General features: G+C 37.7%; 13 protein-coding genes. 8 read left to right on the top strand and 5 right to left on the bottom strand.

The genetic code is table 11. The annotated features are described in order from the left end of the window. Positions 1-244 precede the first annotated feature (244 nt). Positions 245-496 (bottom strand): hypothetical protein, encoded by a 252-nt coding sequence (locus EHQ24_RS01485; RefSeq protein ID WP_135599929.1) that lies wholly within the window; start codon positions 494-496, stop codon positions 245-247. Further along, complete coding sequence (locus EHQ24_RS01480; protein WP_135599928.1) at positions 493-7653, bottom strand: RHS repeat-associated core domain-containing protein; 7161 nt, start codon at positions 7651-7653, stop codon at positions 493-495. Before EHQ24_RS01480 ends, EHQ24_RS01485 begins: the two co-directional genes overlap by 4 nt. Positions 7654-8392: 739 nt before the next feature. On the opposite strand from EHQ24_RS01480, the gene EHQ24_RS19335 reads away from it, so the two are divergent. The 6 genes from EHQ24_RS19335 to EHQ24_RS01450 all read left to right on the top strand — a co-directional run bounded on the left by EHQ24_RS19335 (position 8393) and on the right by EHQ24_RS01450 (position 12126). Next, the gene (locus tag EHQ24_RS19335) at positions 8393-8671 is read left to right on the top strand and encodes a hypothetical protein (RefSeq protein ID WP_244310254.1); all 279 of its coding nucleotides are present in this window, start codon (positions 8393-8395) and stop codon (positions 8669-8671) included. Positions 8672-8785: 114 nt separating this feature from the next. Next, positions 8786-8968 (top strand): hypothetical protein, encoded by a 183-nt coding sequence (locus tag EHQ24_RS01470; protein WP_135599927.1) that lies wholly within the window; start codon positions 8786-8788, stop codon positions 8966-8968. A 38-nt stretch (positions 8969-9006) separates the two neighbouring features. Beyond that, positions 9007-10617: an ArnT family glycosyltransferase gene (locus tag EHQ24_RS01465; protein ID WP_135599926.1), complete on the top strand. Its 1611-nt coding sequence runs from the start codon at positions 9007-9009 to the stop codon at positions 10615-10617. Beyond that, on the top strand, positions 10614-10928 hold the full coding sequence (locus EHQ24_RS01460; protein ID WP_135599967.1) for a hypothetical protein: 315 nt from the start codon (positions 10614-10616) through the stop codon (positions 10926-10928). Before EHQ24_RS01465 ends, EHQ24_RS01460 begins: the two co-directional genes overlap by 4 nt. Positions 10929-10954: 26 nt before the next feature. After that, a complete protein-coding gene (locus EHQ24_RS01455) occupies positions 10955-11713 on the top strand; it encodes a polyprenol monophosphomannose synthase (protein WP_135599925.1) in 759 nt (252 codons plus the stop codon). A gap of 119 nt (positions 11714-11832) precedes the next feature. Then, positions 11833-12126, top strand: coding sequence for an STAS domain-containing protein (locus tag EHQ24_RS01450; RefSeq protein WP_135599924.1), 294 nt, complete (start codon positions 11833-11835; stop codon positions 12124-12126). Here EHQ24_RS01450 and EHQ24_RS01445 read toward each other — a convergent pair. Beyond that, positions 12115-13746 carry an alpha-amylase family glycosyl hydrolase gene (locus EHQ24_RS01445; RefSeq protein ID WP_208725682.1) on the bottom strand — a complete coding sequence of 544 codons (1632 nt, stop codon included), beginning with the start codon at positions 13744-13746 and terminating at the stop codon, positions 12115-12117. The genes EHQ24_RS01450 and EHQ24_RS01445 overlap by 12 nt on opposite strands. An 81-nt stretch (positions 13747-13827) precedes the next feature. Here EHQ24_RS01445 and speD point away from each other — a divergent pair, with 81 nt between their 5' ends. Next, complete coding sequence (speD, locus tag EHQ24_RS01440; protein ID WP_135599923.1) at positions 13828-14589, top strand: adenosylmethionine decarboxylase; 762 nt, start codon at positions 13828-13830, stop codon at positions 14587-14589. Here the strand turns inward: speD and EHQ24_RS01435 are convergent. Both EHQ24_RS01435 and EHQ24_RS01430 read right to left on the bottom strand, forming a co-directional pair. Continuing rightward, positions 14586-15161 (bottom strand): hypothetical protein, encoded by a 576-nt coding sequence (locus EHQ24_RS01435; protein ID WP_167483034.1) that lies wholly within the window; start codon positions 15159-15161, stop codon positions 14586-14588. The two genes, speD and EHQ24_RS01435, sit on opposite strands and share 4 nt — an antisense overlap. Next, positions 15148-16677, bottom strand: a complete 1530-nt coding sequence (locus EHQ24_RS01430; protein ID WP_135599922.1) for a methyl-accepting chemotaxis protein — start codon at positions 16675-16677, stop codon at positions 15148-15150. The genes EHQ24_RS01435 and EHQ24_RS01430 overlap by 14 nt, the downstream gene beginning before the upstream one ends. 350 nt (positions 16678-17027) lie before the next feature. Between EHQ24_RS01430 and EHQ24_RS01425 the strand changes: the two genes are divergently transcribed. Next, positions 17028-19205: a hypothetical protein gene (locus tag EHQ24_RS01425; RefSeq protein WP_135599921.1), complete on the top strand. Its 2178-nt coding sequence runs from the start codon at positions 17028-17030 to the stop codon at positions 19203-19205. Positions 19206-19218: the final 13 nt, after the last annotated feature.

Raw genomic sequence — 19218 nt, 5'->3', positions numbered from 1 at the left:
ACTTTTTCAATGTTCGTCGGGATCAGGCTACTCTGGGGTGCGCGTTCGCTCCCGTCGTCGGAGGCCAGCGCCTCCTCCGACCAAGCCCGCCGTATCCTTCTCGCGGGTGAAGATTTAATTTAAAAAAACTATTCCAAAGTCAACGTAGTGATATACTCTAATATTTCATTTTTAACGGAAGTCATACTCATTTGTTTATAGGATTAAGGTAATTTCTATCTCAGAATAGACTACTGCATTTTATTTATAACATAGGTCCATTACTCCCGCTTGTTTTGGCATTCGCTAAACACATTAAATATCCAGTCAAAAGTCCTGTCACCGCCTGATTTAACTCCTCTTCTTTTGTTACACCCGATGCTGCTATTACCAATGGCAAATCTTCACTGTATGCTCTTCTGCATTCTTCCCGCATAACAGACACACTACGTGATCCGCAATTAAGTAGCATTACTAACACCAAACCCAACAAGGAATTCTTTTTTGTTTTTTTCAAGGGATATATCCTATTTGCTGAATCATGAAAATTTGAATTAATCTTTCGTTATATTTATCAGGGCTTATACCTCGCATAGAATTAAGAATGTTTAGGGCTATCATGTAATTGCTTTTTTTTGTACCGGCACCATATCCAAAAGTCCCAGCTCGTTTATCCGCATCATTCTCCGATTCTAACTCAGGATAATTCAGTAAATTTCTCAATGGAGAAGATCCCAAATTACCCATATATTTGTGAACACCCCATTCTCTATATTGCTGCAAATGTGCTGTTTCGTGACGCAATGATTCTTCATCTGTTCCACCAGTCACAGCAAATTGTCCTATTGTTATACCAGAATAGGCAAGCGGTCCACCTTGTACCACATATCCACCATTTACTTTCTTGAATTTAGTATCACGCTGCAATACTTTGCCTGCTACATAATTTGTAATCGCATATAATGCACCAACAATATTTATAGGATTTAATGTATTGTATATCTTACCAAAATCACTTCTCATAAACGCACTACCTCGGTGTTTTCTAATTTTATAGAGTGCTTTCTGCCCTGCAACTTCTGCCATAAATTTAAGCACTGGATTATCTGACTTAGAAGCAACTTCCGCTATCACAAACTTTGCCAAATCCTGTAAAAAATTCTTCGAGCTAAAGTTACCAGTATTATCTCTAAAAGAAATCGGATTCCCTTCCACATACATCATTCTATTTAAGCCTTGAATGCTACTAGGCATGGCCATACCATCATTACTTGCAAATCTACCCAAAGCAGCATCATAATACCGCGCCTTGTAGTAATACAATCCACTTTCCTGGTCTTCTTCTTGTCCCGTATATTTGAATTTAGTAATGTCTGGGCCATACGAGTCTGTCCTTAATATTTCTCCATAAGGTTTGTAAGTGATATGGCTCTTACCACCCCTTTCTCCACCTGCTAGAACGTTGCCATTCCCATCGGTAATCATGGTAATACTTCCTAAATGATCGGGATGGAAAAAATACATTCCAGATACTCTCGCATTTCCTGTGGAGGAACCTCCTCCACCACCGCTTCCACCTTGACCTGGTTCGTCTCCAACAGACTGAGTATCACTTGGTATACCAGTCCCTAGGCCTAACATCCAAATTGGGGTCCCCGATTCACCCTCCGCACCACCCAGTAACAAGGGAAAACATCCTGCTGTTGTGGTAAAAGTAAATAGAACGACAAACAAGGCTGTTCCATAACGAGGAATTTGTTTTTGGAAACTATTGGTTAAATCAGGTAAGATAGAGATTCCAAATAAGTCAATGGTTTGGTTTTCTGGGTTAACCTCATCTATTTGGTCTTTTGTTTTGTATACCACCCAGAACAAAAGTCCAAGAATTACCACCCAAGGTAAGACTCTGTGACCTTCTCTAATCTTTCCATCCACATACAAATTCGTATCTTCTAAAAAGCTAACTAATGCAAAACCAACTCGGTTCTTCCAGTAAGTATCACAATCGATGTTTACATCCTTGCAAAAGGGATTTACTAACCAATCGTTCGATGCCATCTGGTTCAGTAAAATCGCATCCCCTCGGCTATACTGAGCCACCATATCTCCTTCCGCTCCTACCACATACAACGTATGTTTCTCTTGTGCTCCTGGTGAGCGATGGATCTCGTAATAGTTACCAAAGCTATAAGTTGTTGTATTCGAATTCTGTAAGGACTTTTTAATCCTCATCCCCGAATGGTCATAAGTGTATTCGAACCTGTCCCCACCATTTGTTTCAATTCGTTGCAGTTTGTTTTGTGCATTATAGACAAGTGTATCCCCATTGCGTGTGGTCATATTCCCCATCGCATCGTAGGTATAACCAACAATCCCTGTATTCGGACTATTCACTCTTGTCACTGCATGGATATGGTTTCCATTGTCATAGGAATAAGTAAATGCTCCCTTATTGAGTAAGTTTCCATTCCTATGATAATTGTAGTTCTCTTCTCCATACTTACCAAGCGCTTTCTTCACTCGGTTCAAGTGGTCATATTCAAAACTTTGGGATCTTGATTCATTCATGAGATCCGTAATTGCAGATATGTTTCCACGTTTGTCATAATCATACTTGATACTTTGTTCGACAGAGCTGTCTTTTAGGTAAGTCACAAGGCTTTGTGGTCGCATGCGAAGTGGGTCGTAGCCAATCTTTGTAACAATCCCATTCCCTGTTTTTCGTTCTATATAATATTTATCATCAGCGATCTTTGGGCCTTCATAACTCACCACTGTATGGTTAAGGCTATTCCCATCATGAGAGTCCATTGTCAAAAAGGCAAGTTGTCCGGTTCCTGTGTAGTGGTTACGAACCAGTGTCCCTTCCGGATAGGTAATGGTTTTCACACGACCAAACGCATCGTAAGATCTTTGGAAAAGCACCTGCAAATCGTCAATGGTGCGTTTTTCACCAATTACATTCCCTTTTCTATCATATGCAAGTTCAGTAACCCCAGAACTATCTGTCACTTTCGTTAACTTTCCTATCACATGGGTGCTTGCGATAGAATTTCCAGAATCATATTCATAGATTGTTGGAATGTCATTTCCCGGCATCACCTTCGTGACCCTTCCCATTCCATCCACTTCCTTACGTACAACAATCCCTCGTGCATCAGTCTGGATTAGCAAATCACCCGCTACATTGTAGGTGTAGGTAATGGTTCCTGAATTGGAATCGCTATACCTAGTTTTTCTCCCACCAATATCATAATTAATTTCTGTAATCCCATTCCCTGGATCAGAGATTTGAACCATACGATCGGCATTGTCATATTGGTATTCTAATGTTTCCCCTTGGCTTGTTTTGGTAACAAGCCTACCCCAACTGTCCTGATTTTGTGTTTCTGTGCGAATCACGTCCGATTGATTTGTAGTTGTGACAGACGTAGTGCGAAGTCCATACACCATTCGAGAAATTTCTCCGGTAGCCGCTATGGTTTCCTTCGGTCGTTCCCCTGTGTCTTCCGCTTGGGTATAATAATAAGTATAAGACCATCGAGGAGACTCGCCAGTAAAATAAGAATTAGATTTCTGGATCTCCCGGCCAAGAGAATCATACTTCGTTTCAACCGTAGAAACAATTCCATCCACAACGAGAGATTCTTTTTTAACAACCTTTCCCTGTAAATCAGTTGTTTCCTTTGTCCAAACCTCGCCCTCATCGGAATGTGTTGTTTGTTTTGTGGTAAAATAAGATCCATCAAAAGAATACTCAATGGATTCTTGTTTTTCCCCGTCCAAGTAACTAGCAGTCTTTCTTCCATACTCATCGTATTCGAAAGTGACCACATTCCCGTTAGGATCTTCCAGGCGGGTTTCCATATCCAGTTTTGCATCGTAAGTTTTTTTGGTAGTTTGCCCCAGTGCATTCCTTGCCACTGTAGGTTTACTGCGGGTGATGTCCCCATATTCATAGGACAAAGTCCTACCGAGAGAATCCGTTGAACTTGCCACATTCCCAATGGCATCATAAGAATAATAAACGGAATACCACTGCCCTGAACTCACTAGTTTACTTTCCGAAGCCATATCAGCACCGTTGTAAGCCCATTTTTTATGTTCCACCAAACTACCGTTCACTGTTTTTTTAGATTCTGTCGGCATAGCGAGTATCTTCATGGCTGAATTATTTTGGTAACTCATTTCCATCCGTGTGGTTCGCCCGTTGTGAACTGCTTCAGAAACACTTGGTGAGTAGGCATAGGCTGGATCGTAAGTCACAGAACTTGTGATTTGGTCTTTGAGCTGTCCGTTATCGTACGTTTCTTTTGTGGTCAAGTTTGAAATTCGTAACCTTGTCCCAATATGTGGATGATAAAGTGAATAACCATATGCTGTCCTCTCGACTAAAGAGTTGTTAGCGGTAAAACTTTCAGTTTTTGCGAGAAGCCCTGCACTAGCACCTGAATGGATATAAGTGGAAACCGTGCTTCCCTTTAGTTCTCCATTCGCATAATTTCTTTCTGTAAATGTTTCAAAACCTAAGTTCAAACTTGTTTCCAAATCACCTGGTTTATATCGCGAGTTTGTATAACCGTATTCTGATTTGTATTCTGCTAAACCAGCACCGGCTCGGGAAGTCACTGATGCCACAAGCAGTTTAGGCGAGCCATTGGGAAGAGATGTAGCGTAACTTCCTGTTCCCTTCTGCACTGCCCCTGGCACGCTATTTTTCCAAACATACTGAACCGATGCCTCAGCACCATTGACGTTGTTCGTAACCTTACTAAGCATTCCTCCAGTAGCATTTGGAGTAACTGCCGATATTTGTTTTGTAACTAAGCTCTTGCCATATTGGTAATAAAAATCAGGGATTCCGTCTTCATTGCGGTCTTCAAACCGGCTGTCGGCAATTTCAGCGGATTCAATGGAAAATTCACTCGTTCGTAAAAAACTTCCTTTGCCGTTTCCTGAATAAATATGATAGTATAAATTATTAAACTCCTTAACAACAAAATCATATTGTCCATCCTCATCTACATCTACAAAATCAAAACTAGCGGCCGCATTTAGATTTGGATCATCCCTTTCTGCAAATCTGTCTGGTTTGATAGTTGTAGGCATGCCGGAAGATACAATTTCACTTGTATCAAAATACCCCCCTTTATTGAAAACAACACTGATCGTAGAAGATAAGGCGGCTGGATTCTCCACCCCATAGTCATAAGGATTAAAGTGACTATTTAGATTGGTTAGTGTCACTAAATCGGGCATTCCATCTCGATTGATATCAACAAGCCAATTTTTCCCCATATAACCAACAATGGACTTGGGTAAATCGATCGCAGTTTGCGAAAGACTATTGTTTGCTAAATTAATTTTTGTGGTGATTAACTGATAATGAGAGGCGGCTAAGTTGACATTTCTCATCCTACTAATCTCAATATCAATTTCGTTTGCTTGCCTTTGGACAAGATCCTTGTACTTCACTTCAAAAAACTGTCTATCAATTGCTTCAATGAGTTGCGATTTTTCAGTCTCTGTGGCTGTTCCCGGTCGACTAAGAAGTTCCCAATACAGCCATCGCCAATCCGCAATGATAGAACTTTCAATATAACGCACATGAAAAAAATCTCCCCATCCTCCATTGATAAGAAACAACATTTGTTCCTTAAAATAGCCAACCTCTGCTTCAGCGGCAGCTTGTTCTTGTTTATGACGCTCTTTGACTGCAAGTAAAATACTTTGTTCAGGAGGAGGGTTTACATTGACTATTTGCAAATGTTCAGGAATTCCATCTCCATCGACATCAACAAATTGATTCATTCTATGTGCGACAAAGGGGTTTGTATCCAAGGTTTCTTGAACCAAACTCCTATTCCCACCATACCAAATGACTTTCTCTGGTAAAAAACTCTTACCTTGCGAGATATAAATTGACATCTTGTCACTGGATAAATGGATAAAATCAGTACGTCCATCTCGGTTGATATCGACAGTATAATCTACACGGTGGTAATTTTGTGTTAAACGGTAATTCTGAGAAGAAGGGTTTAGGTTGATATTCGAATAACCAATTGGATTTCCAAGTCCGCTACCATTGGAAAAGGCAATATATAACTTACTATTGTATTCATATAGGAAATCAGTAGTTCCATCACCGTCCATATCAGCTAACGAAAAGTATGTATTATATTTGATTGGAAAACGAGGAGACTCAAAGTTTTTCCCATTTTTTAAGTCATCCGTTCGCAGATATACTTGGTTATTATCCATCCGGCCCAATAAACGAGAAGATTCCGCGATCCCATCGCCGTCAATGTCAGTCGGTATTAAAATTTTACCCGGAGACACAACCCCATCGTTACATCCTTCAGCATTAAAGACAAAATATTGACCACAAGCCGCAAAGGCAAAGTCAGGACAGCCAGGGAAAGCAGTACATATACAGGCTATCACCCCTATATCACAAGCTTGTCTATATTTATTACCAATAGGATACCTGCCAAGGAGTTCAACCTCAGAATAATATTGATTGGCTTGAACCAGTTCTGCATTAGCATTGAAACCTTCAACAGTCCCATTCCCACTAACGATTCCGAAACTTTTTATAGGCCTAAATTGGGCAGCATAATTGTTTAGTTCCTGCTTCGCGTCTGCTCGTATACTTGGTTTACCTAGAAAAGCTGCAAGTACGTTATAAAGTAAATTTCTATCCATAAGAAAAGCACGATCAATGATATCACCTTGCGCATCGTAACCACCGGACAACAAACTACTTCCTGCATTCAGTTTAGATATCACCCCCTCATGGCTAGGGGTATAGGAAAACTCTAATGGCAAGTGCGTAGCCAATGAGAAAAAGTTATCTTTTTCGAACTCCAGCTTTGTTAGCAAGCTAACCTTAGTTTTTATATCATTCGCATAAAAAAATTCATAACTATGAACATGTGAATTTTCTGAATAAAACCGAATGCGCTTCAAAAGCCAATCCCTTGTGGTCTGAGCCTTTTCGGAATAATCGGTTTCTACATCGATTCGATCCGTATACTCAAAGTTGATATTTCGAACGCCACCTGCGTAGATAATTTTAGAAAGATAAAGTTCGCCTTTCCTAATCTCCCATTCGTATCTTATCGTTTCCCCGTGAGGTTCACGAGTTTCACGTAAAGCCCAAGTCCGAACAGCACCATTGGGGTGCAATAACTGAGCACCACTCCCACCATAAGTGAATTGATTTCCTTCTTTATCATAAGCAATAAATTCTGTAGGGCCTTTACCAGAGTCTCCTTGAGGGAAAAAACTAACGAAACTCTCTTCTTTTGTATAATATACTGATTTATTCCCATTGGAATCAACCAACTGTCCATAATCGGAAGAATAATAGCTATCGTTTGAATTATAATTAATACCGTAAGATAGATCCCTTTTGATAAAACTTTGCCCGGAAAGGCCAAACCCTCTTCCGAGTAGTCCATTGCCGCCACCAGATGAATAGGACAAACTTAATGAAGGCGTCAATCCTCCCGTTCCATCAGGAACTTCCAAAGGAATCGAAAAATTTGCATTTCCATTTTGGTCAACTGAGACTTCCGGCATCGCCAAAGGAAGCCTTTGTCCACCCATAAAAGAGACAGTTGTGATCGTAAGAATAATTAAAAGAAAAACTAAAAAGAAATACTTCCTCATATTGAAGCCAACTAACAGATAGATTTATTTGTCTTGCCAGTATCATAAAAACCAAAACTGATGTCAATGGAATCCGAATCAAACTACCATGTTTTTAAATAATAATTTTTGAATATTATATTTTCTACTGTTATACGCCACAATTCAACCGTTACTTGTAGTAGAACTCCAGTTCAAAAACGGTGATGTCTTACAAGCCGAACTCGTCTACGATGATGAGCGACTACTCATCATAAAATATAGAGGTTATGACTATAAAATCCCCAAAAAAAATTTAGAATCATTTGATTTAAGCAAAAAACAATCGCCAAATACCTCTTATAAGATAGGATTTTTCATTTAAAAAATGGAAGTATGATCAAAGGCCTCATCGCTGAAGAAAAAAGAAGAGTTTGTAGTATGCCTAGAAGTAGATTTGGACACAAAGCAGTAATCCTAAGCAGGTAAATATGAAAAAGGTAAGTTTGATGTTCTTATTTCTCATCAGCTCAATGAGCATTGCTGATTCCGTTTCGGAAGAAGGTATATTTCTTTATAGATACAACTTAAAGGAAAAAAATTCCTTGAAGCCCAAGACCTATTCAGTAAATTTCAAAATTCGAAAATTGACCAAACAAAACTGGAGTTACTTGAAACAGAATTATGGATAGCAAAAGGAGAAGGCTTATATTCAAAAAAACAATTCAAATCTGCTTTTCCATATTATAACGATGCTTATGTTAGATGGAGGACAAATCCATTGATTAAGGAAAGGTATTCAGAGCTTTCAGGAAAAATACTCCATGATGAAGAACTTCCGCAACAATCAGTAACTCAGAAAACATTTAAACTGCCGATTGAAAAAGAAAAAGAGTATATATATTTACCTTCCAATGCAGAAGCCTATTTTATTATTAATAGTTTCCGTATTCAAGAATTAGAGAATCAAACAAAATTTATTTACAGAATCGCCGGTTCCATTTCCACTCTTTTTCTCATGCAGGTAGTCATTAGTTTAATTTTACTCATCAAGAAATAGCCCCTTTTATTTAAAGGGGCAGAACTTCCCAGTAGCCCGTGCAATCCACTAATGGTTTGACTGGCATATAAACTTTATATGTCGAATCGTTGGTGTAGAGATTCAAATTTATGATTGCGACCAAATCTACTCAAACAAAACACCATTCATAAACGAACACAGAATCAGATTTCTCCCAAACCCTGCCCTCACTTATTTTTAATCCTTAGAGAACGATTCGAGATTGCAAAAACGGAAGCAAACCTACCAATTTTTAAAAATTCCATTCGTTATTTTAAATTAAATTACATTGACTGACTAGTCAGTATCTTCGTTCATGGAGAAAAGGGGGTGAAATGTTTTTTGTTATTTTTTTCATCTTTTCAGCAATTTTCGCCTTCACACTCGGTGTTCCCGACCTGCCATTCCCTCAGGGTGATGAAATCATGCACATACGTTCCATTCGGGAAAGTTTGGACTTGGGAAGTTATACTTTGCCTGTCCTTTCGGGTTTACCCAATCCCTACAAACCCCCACTTCTCTTTTGGTTAGGAATGTTTTTTGATCGAATTTTTGGTGTGAGTTATTTGGCAGAAAGGTTGGTTTCTTTTTCCTTTGGATTGGGGACATTGGCCCTTTTTTATAAACTTTATTTATCTATAAGCAAATCATTGGAAGAAACCAAACTTGCGACACTTACCTTTGCCTTTTCGTTTCTCTCATTAAAATTTTTTGGTCTCCTGATGATGGAAGGAGCCATGGTATTTTTTACCCTTCTTTATATATTTTTGTTTTTTAAGTCGAAAGAGAAAAAGAATTTAACATACGTTGCTTGGGGAAGTTTTTTTGTAGGGTTTGGGTATTTACTCAAAGGTCCAATCCTTCATATCTACATTGTTTTGTTTTTAATGAGTTATCTTTATATCAGGATGATTCATGTTCGAAAAGGGAAGTTTCAAATTTCTTTTTACCCCCTAAAGGATGAGAAAAAAACACTATTGTTATTTAGTTTATCGCTAATCATTCCTATCCTTTGGATTTCCTATTTGTATTTATTTACCAGTTCCGGAAAAGAATTACTCCGATTCTTTTTTATCACGGAAAATATGGGAAAATTTTATGCAACCAACCAATCGGGACTTAGGATTTGGGGAGGATGGCTTCTTTATACCATTCCCTTTACAATTCCTATCTTACATATCTTTTGGCTTAGTTTAAAAAAACCTTCCAATCAGAAAAATCAGATTTTTGTGATGATGGTCATAGTTTTCCTAATACTTGTTACTACCTTCCATTTATTGCCTAATCGTAAAGATCCGTATTACGTAACCCCTTTCATCACTTTACTTTTTTTACTTCCTGCAATGAAAAAAATAAGTTGGAAAACTTTGATTCTTTCAAAGATCAACCAATACTCCATACCGGTTGTCTATTTTTTATTTGTCGCCATTGCCGTTGTGTTAAGGTTACCAGGATTATTTTCCATAGCACTTCTTGGAATCATCCTAACACTTAGTTTTATTTTGTTATCAAAGAATGAAAAATTAAAATTTTACGGAATTTTAATTCCACAACTATTACTTGTCCCCATCACTATGCTTTTTCTGTTGCGACCTATGTCAGATCCAGACATTACTAAACAAAACATCAACGCAGATAAAAAGGAAGTTTGTGTCATTGCAGAAAATCCTTGGACAGCCATGGATGTACAAAACAAACTAAAGACTTCAAAGGTTAGTTTTGCGTTACCGTTAACATATAAAGATACATGTCCTAATGCTGAAATTTTAATTAATTTCAGTGATTCCACATCGTTCACCAGTAACTTTGAAAAGAAAATTTCTTGGTATCAATGGAAACAACATCTAGTTCTGGATTCTTATCAAATCGCCAATGCCCTTCTAAAAGTAGATAAACGTTCCTTCCAATCCGAAGTCAGTGTATGGGAGAAAAAAGAATTACCATGAAAAAATATGGAATCCTAATTTTACTGTTATTCGCTATTTCTCTTTGGGACTTCTCCAAAGAAAATGCACCTAAATTTGGAATCAAAGCCAAATCGGGAGAATCACAGGAATGTAAATTACTTTGTGAAAAAGCAAGTCTCTGTTTAACAGATGAACAAAAGAAATCACAAGATCCTAAAATGTATCAATTCGCTTGTGAAATTCTTTGTACCAAACAATACCAATTGTTTTCCGAATGTTCCAAGGCCATTGCAGATTCCTGTACGAATGGTGAGTTATGTATCAAAAATCAAACAAAGGGGCTTTTTTAAAAACAAAAAAAGTTAAATGACTGGTCATGCAAAATAAAACAAGTATCATCCTCCCAACCTATAACGAAGCCGGTAATATCAAAAACTGCGCTGAAACCATTTCCAAAATTTTAGAAAAAGAATCCATAGATTTCGAGATTGTGATTGTGGATGATAATTCTCCTGATGGAACCTTTGAAGTAGCCAAAGTCCTCGCACAATATGACAAAAGAATCAAACCCTTTGTTCGTACCACAGAAAGAGGACTGAGTTCTGCCGTGACTTACGGTTATGGAAAAGCAGAAGGTGATAATTTAGTCGTTGTGGATGCCGATTTCCAACACGATTATACAAAAATTCCCGATGTCATTCGCCTACTTGGTGAAAATGACATCGTTGTTGCTACACGTCGAAGTGAAAATGGTGGTTATGGAAACTTCCCCATATTACGAAAGTTAGCCAGTCAGTTTGCTACCAAAATTTCTGAGTGGTTATTTCCTGTTCCTATTTCCGATCCTATGAGCGGATTTTTTGGAATCAGAAAATCAATTTATCTAGAAACCAAAGGAAAACTCCACCCACGCGGTTATAAAATTCTTTTTGAAATATTGGGATCGGTTCGGACGGAAAAAATTGCAGAAGTGGGATATACATTTGGCCTACGCACTTGGGGACAATCCAAACTAGATTCGGGAGTCATTTTTTATTTTATTTGGGATCTAATTTCGATTAAATGGTATCAGTGGAGATCATCTCACTCCTTCCAATTCCGTTCCAAACGAAGAAATTCACATATCCATCCGTAGGGAAACTTTAGGGCGAATTGAAAAAAATGTTTGATATAAAAAATATTTCGAACCGTTTTTCTTTTCCAAACCCTCAGGTATTTTTCTCTTTTACCGTCCATTGATTTGTGAGGGACAATATGGTCACAAAAAAAGTAGAGGAAAATTGTTATCGCATCGAATCCAATCAACTGGATGTTTATTCTGCAGCAAGCCTAGAAGAAGACATGACAAACATCTTCCAAAAGGGAGTCACTTCCCTCTCCTTAGATTTTTCTAATGTGGAAGAAGTTTCTTCTTCTGTGCTTGGCCTACTTCTTTACAAAAAAATGATCTACAGAAAACAAGGTGTCAGTTTGTATCTAATCAACGTGAATCCGCAAATCCTTAAAATCTTAAAAATCTTAAACTTAAACGGACATTTACTTCCGTAAGCGAAATTCAGTAACCATTCCTGAGTGACCAGGTAGTTCCAATTTACCTTCCCTAAGATCAGCACCACCAAACGAAAACAACAAGTTAAAATTTACAGGAAGCAATTCCTTCCAACTCTTATCTCCAAAGTTTAAATAAACGGTGACCACTTTATCACCCAACTTCCTTTCAAAACACAAAACATCCGAACCACTAATTTGTTTGGTATGTAAACTTCCCTCTCTTAAAACATTCGAATTTTTCCTTAGATGGAATAAAGAACGGTAATGGTTCCAAAGAGAATTTTTTTCTTTTTTCTGTCCACTGACTGTATCAGAAGCCAAAAATTTTCCAACAGGTAACCATGATTTTCCGGTCGTAAATCCGGCTCCTTCACCATCATCCCATAACATAGGCAGACGACAATTGTCCCTATTGATATAAATTCCAAGTAAATTCGATAAAAATAAAGGCACAAATCGATTCATTTTAGCAATGGGGTCTTTTCCTAAAAAATTGGAAATCCTACCTTCTTTCCTTCCAATTTCATCTCCATAATACACAACCGGAATCCCTCGGGCCAAAAACTGAAACGCGGAAAGGACTTTTGCTTTTCGTATATCACCACCTAACCTATCAATGTAACGCCTTTGGTCATGATTTCCTAAAACATAAGTAGGAGTGAAAGGAGTCGGAAATTCTTTTTCGTTTTTATCCAATAGTTCTTTAAAAAACTGAGCATGGTAGTCGAAGTGAATTAACTCAAATTGAAATACCAAATTGAGCCCATCAGCTTTTTCCCCTAAAAAGGATTTAAGAACTTTGCCAGACCCACTCACCTCTCCGATGAGAAATGGTTTTTGTTTGTATTTGGAAATATGTTTACGAACTTCCTTAGCAAACAAAAAGGATTCTGGTAAATTTAAGTTGTAGGTTTTTTTCTGAAAGAACGCCTCATCATGGTTATCCGGTGTTGGAAAAAACCTGAGACTAAAAGGATTGTCCTTAAAACTTTCGTCTTTATAAATCGAATTGAAGATATCAAGACGAAACCCATCCACACCTTTTTTTAACCAAAAATCCAAAACACCAAACATCGCTTTTTTGACTTTAGGATTACGATAGTTCAAATCCGGTTGGAAAGATAAAAAATTACTATAATAAAATTCGTCAGTGGATTTGTCATAATTCCAACCAGATGTCCCTACCATAGAAATCCAATTGTTTGGTTTTTTATTTTTTCCCTTTTTCCAAATATAAAAATCTCTTTTTGGATTATCTTTCGAAGACTTGGATTCGATAAACCATGGGTGTTTGTCCGAGGTATGGTTCATCACCATATCCAAAACCACTTTCATCTTTCGTTTGTGGATTTCTCGAATCAGTTTGTCACAGTCTTCCATCGTTCCAAACCTAGGATCAATGGCTGTGTAGTCTGAAATATCATAACCAAAATCCTCCCCTGGACTCCTGTAAAAAGGTGAGAACCAAATGGTTTCCACACCTAAATCCTGGATTTGGTCCAAACGCCTTATTATGCCTGGTAAATCACCGATCCCATCCCCGTTTGAGTCCTGAAAGGACCAAGGGTAAATTTGGTAAATTGAAGTTTGTTTCCACCATTCCATTTTGTTTTCCATGACTTTTCTAAAACTTCCTCGTTATTTCAGTTGCTTCTCACCCAAATGCCGAATTTCTGTTCTTTATACATGCAGGTGACAATGGATAAAGAAAAAATCAAACTTTCCGGTTTCAATAATCTCACAAAAGTTTTGAGTTTTAACCTCTACGATTTTTGTATCACTCTCGATGATGAACAGAAAGGTAGATACGTAAGTTATATCCATGACAAATACAATGCTAGCAAAATTACAGAAATCTCTAAAGAGATTGTCAAACGTATTGATGCCAATATCCTTTCTGTCTCTGCACAAGATTACGATCCTGTAGGTGCTTCTGCTATGGTTCTGATGAGTGACGTCAAAGGTGGTGGCAATCCAATCCCTTCGACACAAGTCAGTATGCACTTAGACAAATCACATATCACAGTTCATACCTACCCGGACGCAGCAGATCCAGATGGAATTTGTTCCTTTCGTGTGGACATTGATATTTCTACTTGTGGAGAGATTATCCCACTAGATTCCATTAACTTTTTATTCGAAGCCTTTGAATGTGATGTGGTTTATATTGACTATGTAGTTCGCGGATACACAAGGTTAGCGGACGGTAGAAAAATTTATAACGACCACCACTTTAATTCTATTTTGGATTTTGTAAAACCAGAACTCAAAAGAAATTATACATTTTTGTCGGACATCAATATGCCTCAAGACAATACTTGGCAAACTAAAATGATGATCAAAGAACTAGGCCCAGAAAATTACCTTTTAAATCCAGAAGACATTTCCAATCCAGATGTGCCGAACAAAATGAAACTACTCAGAGAGGAAATGAAAGAAGTTTACCACATGATCCATTAATACAGATCAGTTGGTCTCTCAGAATCTATTTCATTTCGAATTTCGATCCATTCCTTTTCCCCCAATTTCGGTATTAAATACAAAACATCGCGATTGGGTGGAATTAAAAAAAACTGAGTTCCATGTTCATCTCTTTTTTTTAGTGTTGGATGGACTGGCAAATAAGCACCTAACTTTCGATAGAACCTAATTTCTTCATCCGTTTCTGGGCGAAGGGCTTGGATGTTTAGACTTTTTCTGTAATATGACAGATAGGATTCTATATCCTCTTTAGATTCATTGGGATCGGTTACTAAAAAATAAAAGGAAGTTTTTACCTCAGGAAATCTCTCTCCAAACCGGCGAAGGGCCTCTAAAGCCAAAGGACATTTTTTACCACAACCCACAAGTCCAGGATAAATCCAAATCCAGGTATCCTTTGGTTCTTTTGAAAACTTTTCCGAACAAAAGGGACAATCCACAAATCGAGTTTTTCCACTAAAAAAAGCAATGGTAAAACTAAGTAAAATCAATAGGCAGAGGCCAATACCAAATAACCCAAACCGAATCAGAAATCCATTACGATTTATCATCGTCAATGATGGCCGCTAAAGTTTCTACGGAATCCTTTAAACCATGAAATATCACATTCCCTTTATCGATGAGACCAATCATGTTACCACAAGTGCCTAAATTGGTTTGTGTTTTTACATTTAAATCAATGATGGAATGTGAAATATCATCCATACTTGTATATTGTTCTCTACTTGATACTTGCATCTCTTGGGCAATTTGGTCCAAAGTAAGCAATGCTTCTTCTTGTTTTTCAAAGGCAGAAAGCGTTCCTGTAATTTTGACTGTGAGTTCTCGCATCCCTTCTTCTGAAGATAAAATTGATTTCACAAAACTTTGAACGGTTTGGTTGATTTGATTGGATTGTTTAAAACTTACTTGGATGGCCGATTTGATTTTCCCCGAAATGGAAGAAATGTTCTTTGTAGCTTCTGCTGTTGAATCTGCAAGTTTTGAAATCTCCGATGCAACAACAGCAAATCCACGTCCGGCATCTCCTGCACGAGCGGCTTCAATGGAAGCATTTAACGAGAGTAAGTTGACCTTTTCGGCAATATCGGAAATTAAATCTAAAATTTCTTCCATTTTTTCTGAATCGTCAACAGCGACTTCCATGGATTGGTAAAGACCTGTAAATTCCGTTTCCGTTTTTTTAACACTATCAGCTGACTCTTGGATTTTGGAACGCATCACTTCCAATGAAGTCACAAACCCTTCACTGAGTCTAAATAAATTTCGATTTAGTTCCTCAACTGTTTTAACTTCACCAATTTGGCGATTGGCACCTTCTAAAATCAATTGGCTGGAAGCTGCCGTTTCTTCTGTTGCGGCGGAAATAGCTTCAATGGAAGAAGATTGGGTTTGAAAAGAAGTTTGAAATTCTTTTACTTTTTGCGAGATCAAATTGGAATTTTCAATAAATGTTTTTGTACCAGAAGATACTTCCTCTACAGCCGCAGTGACACCGGCCATCACAGTTTCCAAATGGGTCTGTGCTTCAATTTGTTTTTTCAATTCCAAAACAGAACGAATGGAAAAATAAATTAGAATTCCAGTTTCAAACACCACAAATAATGCATGGGTAAGAACAATCTCAAGACCTGTTCCATAACTGTATACAATCACCTTGGTTCCAAATATAACGGTCCCAAACTCTTGGATGTAATTTCCTACTAAGTGGTGTACGGCAATTGTCAGAGCCGCAACGAGTAATACTCTCCAGTCTTCATAAACAAATAAAATAGCAAGGGCACTAAATACATGGAAGTGCATTTCGATGCGTCCAAACTGAGCTTGGATCATAAGAGCACTAAACATCATAAGAGTTGCCCCATTCCATGCCCTAAGGAAAAAAGATCCACGTGCTATCTTATAAAAAAGAAACGAAACTAATGAAATCACCACTGCCGAAAGAGTAACAACTGTAGTAGCGCCATAACCGAGCGAGAGAAAAAAAATAAGAGGAGTGTGAGCCAAAATTGCCCAAAGAAAAAATGTATCTACTTTTTTTTGGCGTTCTGATAGAACTGCTGCCAATCTAATGTCCATATACGAGTAGACGAATAGAAACTAAGATTTGTCACTCTTATTCATAACTTATAGACAAATTTCCAGATATTTTAATCTATACATTCCATTTTGATTCATAACGATAAGAATTTGTGGTTTATCAATCACCCCCCAAGTTTTTATTGATATAAGAAACTAAGGAGTCATTACATAAAATCAGGGATTCCACCATGTGTACTTTTTTCTTTTTGTATTCCCTGATTAAAGAAACCAAGCCCAAATTTCCCTTTCCGATTCTTTCGGGAAACCCATAGAAACTAACTTTCTCTCTTGATTTACGGAAAATAGGTTTTGATACTGTTCGCAGAAGGTATATTTTGGAACCATTCTCAGATCCCATTCATTCAGAAACACCACTCACTGGTGAAACTACCGAACCTTCCTTTTTCATCCCTTTGCCAAAAAACATAGCAAGTTACTCTATGACTTCGCAGGCAATCTTAGAAGAATTACGAGTGCGTCATAGACGATTGGAAATGCATGGCAGTGCCGAAATTACTCCATCGCTGTTACTCACAGTTGATTCCATTCCAGAATTACTCTCAAAACAAGTCCAACTCACAGATTCACATAAATCACAAGCAGCCATTGTCGAAGCCTTCAAAGAACTTGCGGGACTAACAGAACATAACAGAGAAGCGGTGGTTTATTTTTATCCCTTCTTTTTACTTGTGGACCAAAAACTAAACATGCGTGTGAGTATGATTGCCCCACAAAACAAAGAAAAAACTGACATTGTTCCTTTTCGGAGAGCTTGTTTCAAATACAGTATCGATTTGATTGACCAACTTTTGAAATCAAGAGCCGGTCGGGAATTTATACTGGAAGAAGAAAACCCTGGTGCGGGTCTTGTTCGTTCTGACCAAAAAGGGAATCCATACTTTTTTCCCACCAAACTGAGTTATGAAAGCGAACTAGAATCCATGATTCGTAAAACCATGGAAACATATGGATACATTCCGATGAAAGACTTTGTCATGGATGTAATTTCTAGAGGGAAAGAAACGGCAAGGCTTGTGGAAATCATCCCAGGATACCATCTCATTTTACCAAACGGATCCCATAATCCTGAATATGCGCGTCACCTCGCAGTGCAACTTGACGGATTAAAAATATTTTCTTTTCCTTATCTGAAAAAATATTCCACTGAAAACAAATACTCTAGTTTTTTAGACAAACTCCTGGACTTAGAATCAAAAATTCCGAGAACAACAGAAGCACTTCTCAAAACAGGTGTTAATTTCGTTCCTGAAATCACTTCCCTATTAGAAGAATTTCCTTTTGAAAAAATCACAACCGATGAAGGCAAAAGGGTAAATCATTCCATTAGAGAAAGTCTTATCATTTTAGATAAACTTTCCAAACGTTTGAAAGAACAGAAAAAAGAGGATGCTGAAGAAGCCGTCACAACACTCATCAAATTTCTAGGAACAAAAATTGAAGACAATACGGCAAACACTCTCACCCTTACAAAATTAGATTTAAAGTCGGAGATAAAATCTCTTGGCCTTAAAAATGAATCAGAGGCCACAAAGACAATCTCAAAAATTGTAACTGCACTTTCCGAAACCTATGGTTGTTTAGAAATGAAAGAAGATACCTTTCATATTCTTTTTGCCTTAGACCAAAAAAAACTTTCTAAGGTAGAGGCAAATACACTAACACTCGCAAAAACCGATTCCAATTATCGAAATGAACTTCCGATCCTAGACCAAATCCGTGTGATTTTAAAAAACAGGTCAGATGAAAATATAGACAAAGACGAAGTTCCAGAAAAAGAATTAGAAGAAGAAACCGATTCCGTATCATCGGAAAAATCCGAACCAAGAATTTCTTTTTCTGCCCTCCAAGAAAAGTTTCATGTTCCCATCGGTGTATTTACTTTTTTAGCACTGGCCTCACTGACTACAGTTGTTTCATTACTCCTGGGAACTTTAGAATACATAGTGAGTGGTTTTTTTATGAGTTTCCTTGTGGGTTTATCTCTTGGATATCTCTATCGGAATGATGGAAAAAAGAAACAAGTTTCAGAAAAACAGATACTAACATCCACATCTCCTAAAGAAAATCGAACGCTAGGAATCGCTAAAGTAGCAGAAGGATTCATTTATCCCAAAAAATTCAATAGCATCGCAGAGAAGGTTTATGATTTCAAAAGGTTACGAAACCATATCGAAGATTGTGTAGAGGATATCAAAGTCCAACTGCCACCTGCCGATGGGAAAAAAGAGGTAAACAAAATTGTGGCAGAGATAGAACACGCCATCATTCAAATCTCTGTAGTGATGAAAATTCCAGAAGCCATCCAATTAAAAAACAGACCCAAGGAACTCATTTTATCCAAAGCGGACTTTCGCACCATTTTATTTAGAACGCAACTGGCAGAGTATTATAGAAAGGAAGCAAGTATTTATAAATCAGATCGTGACCAAATGGATTACATTCAGTTTATCATTCGAGAATTAGAATTTGGCTATAATAAATATCTGAAATGATAAAATTGGTTTT

Source organism: Leptospira noumeaensis (genome assembly GCF_004770765.1).
Lineage (GTDB): Bacteria > Spirochaetota > Leptospiria > Leptospirales > Leptospiraceae > Leptospira_A > Leptospira_A noumeaensis.
The sequence above is the reverse complement of the archived record's forward strand: the minus strand, read 5'-3'. Positions and strand labels throughout refer to the sequence as shown.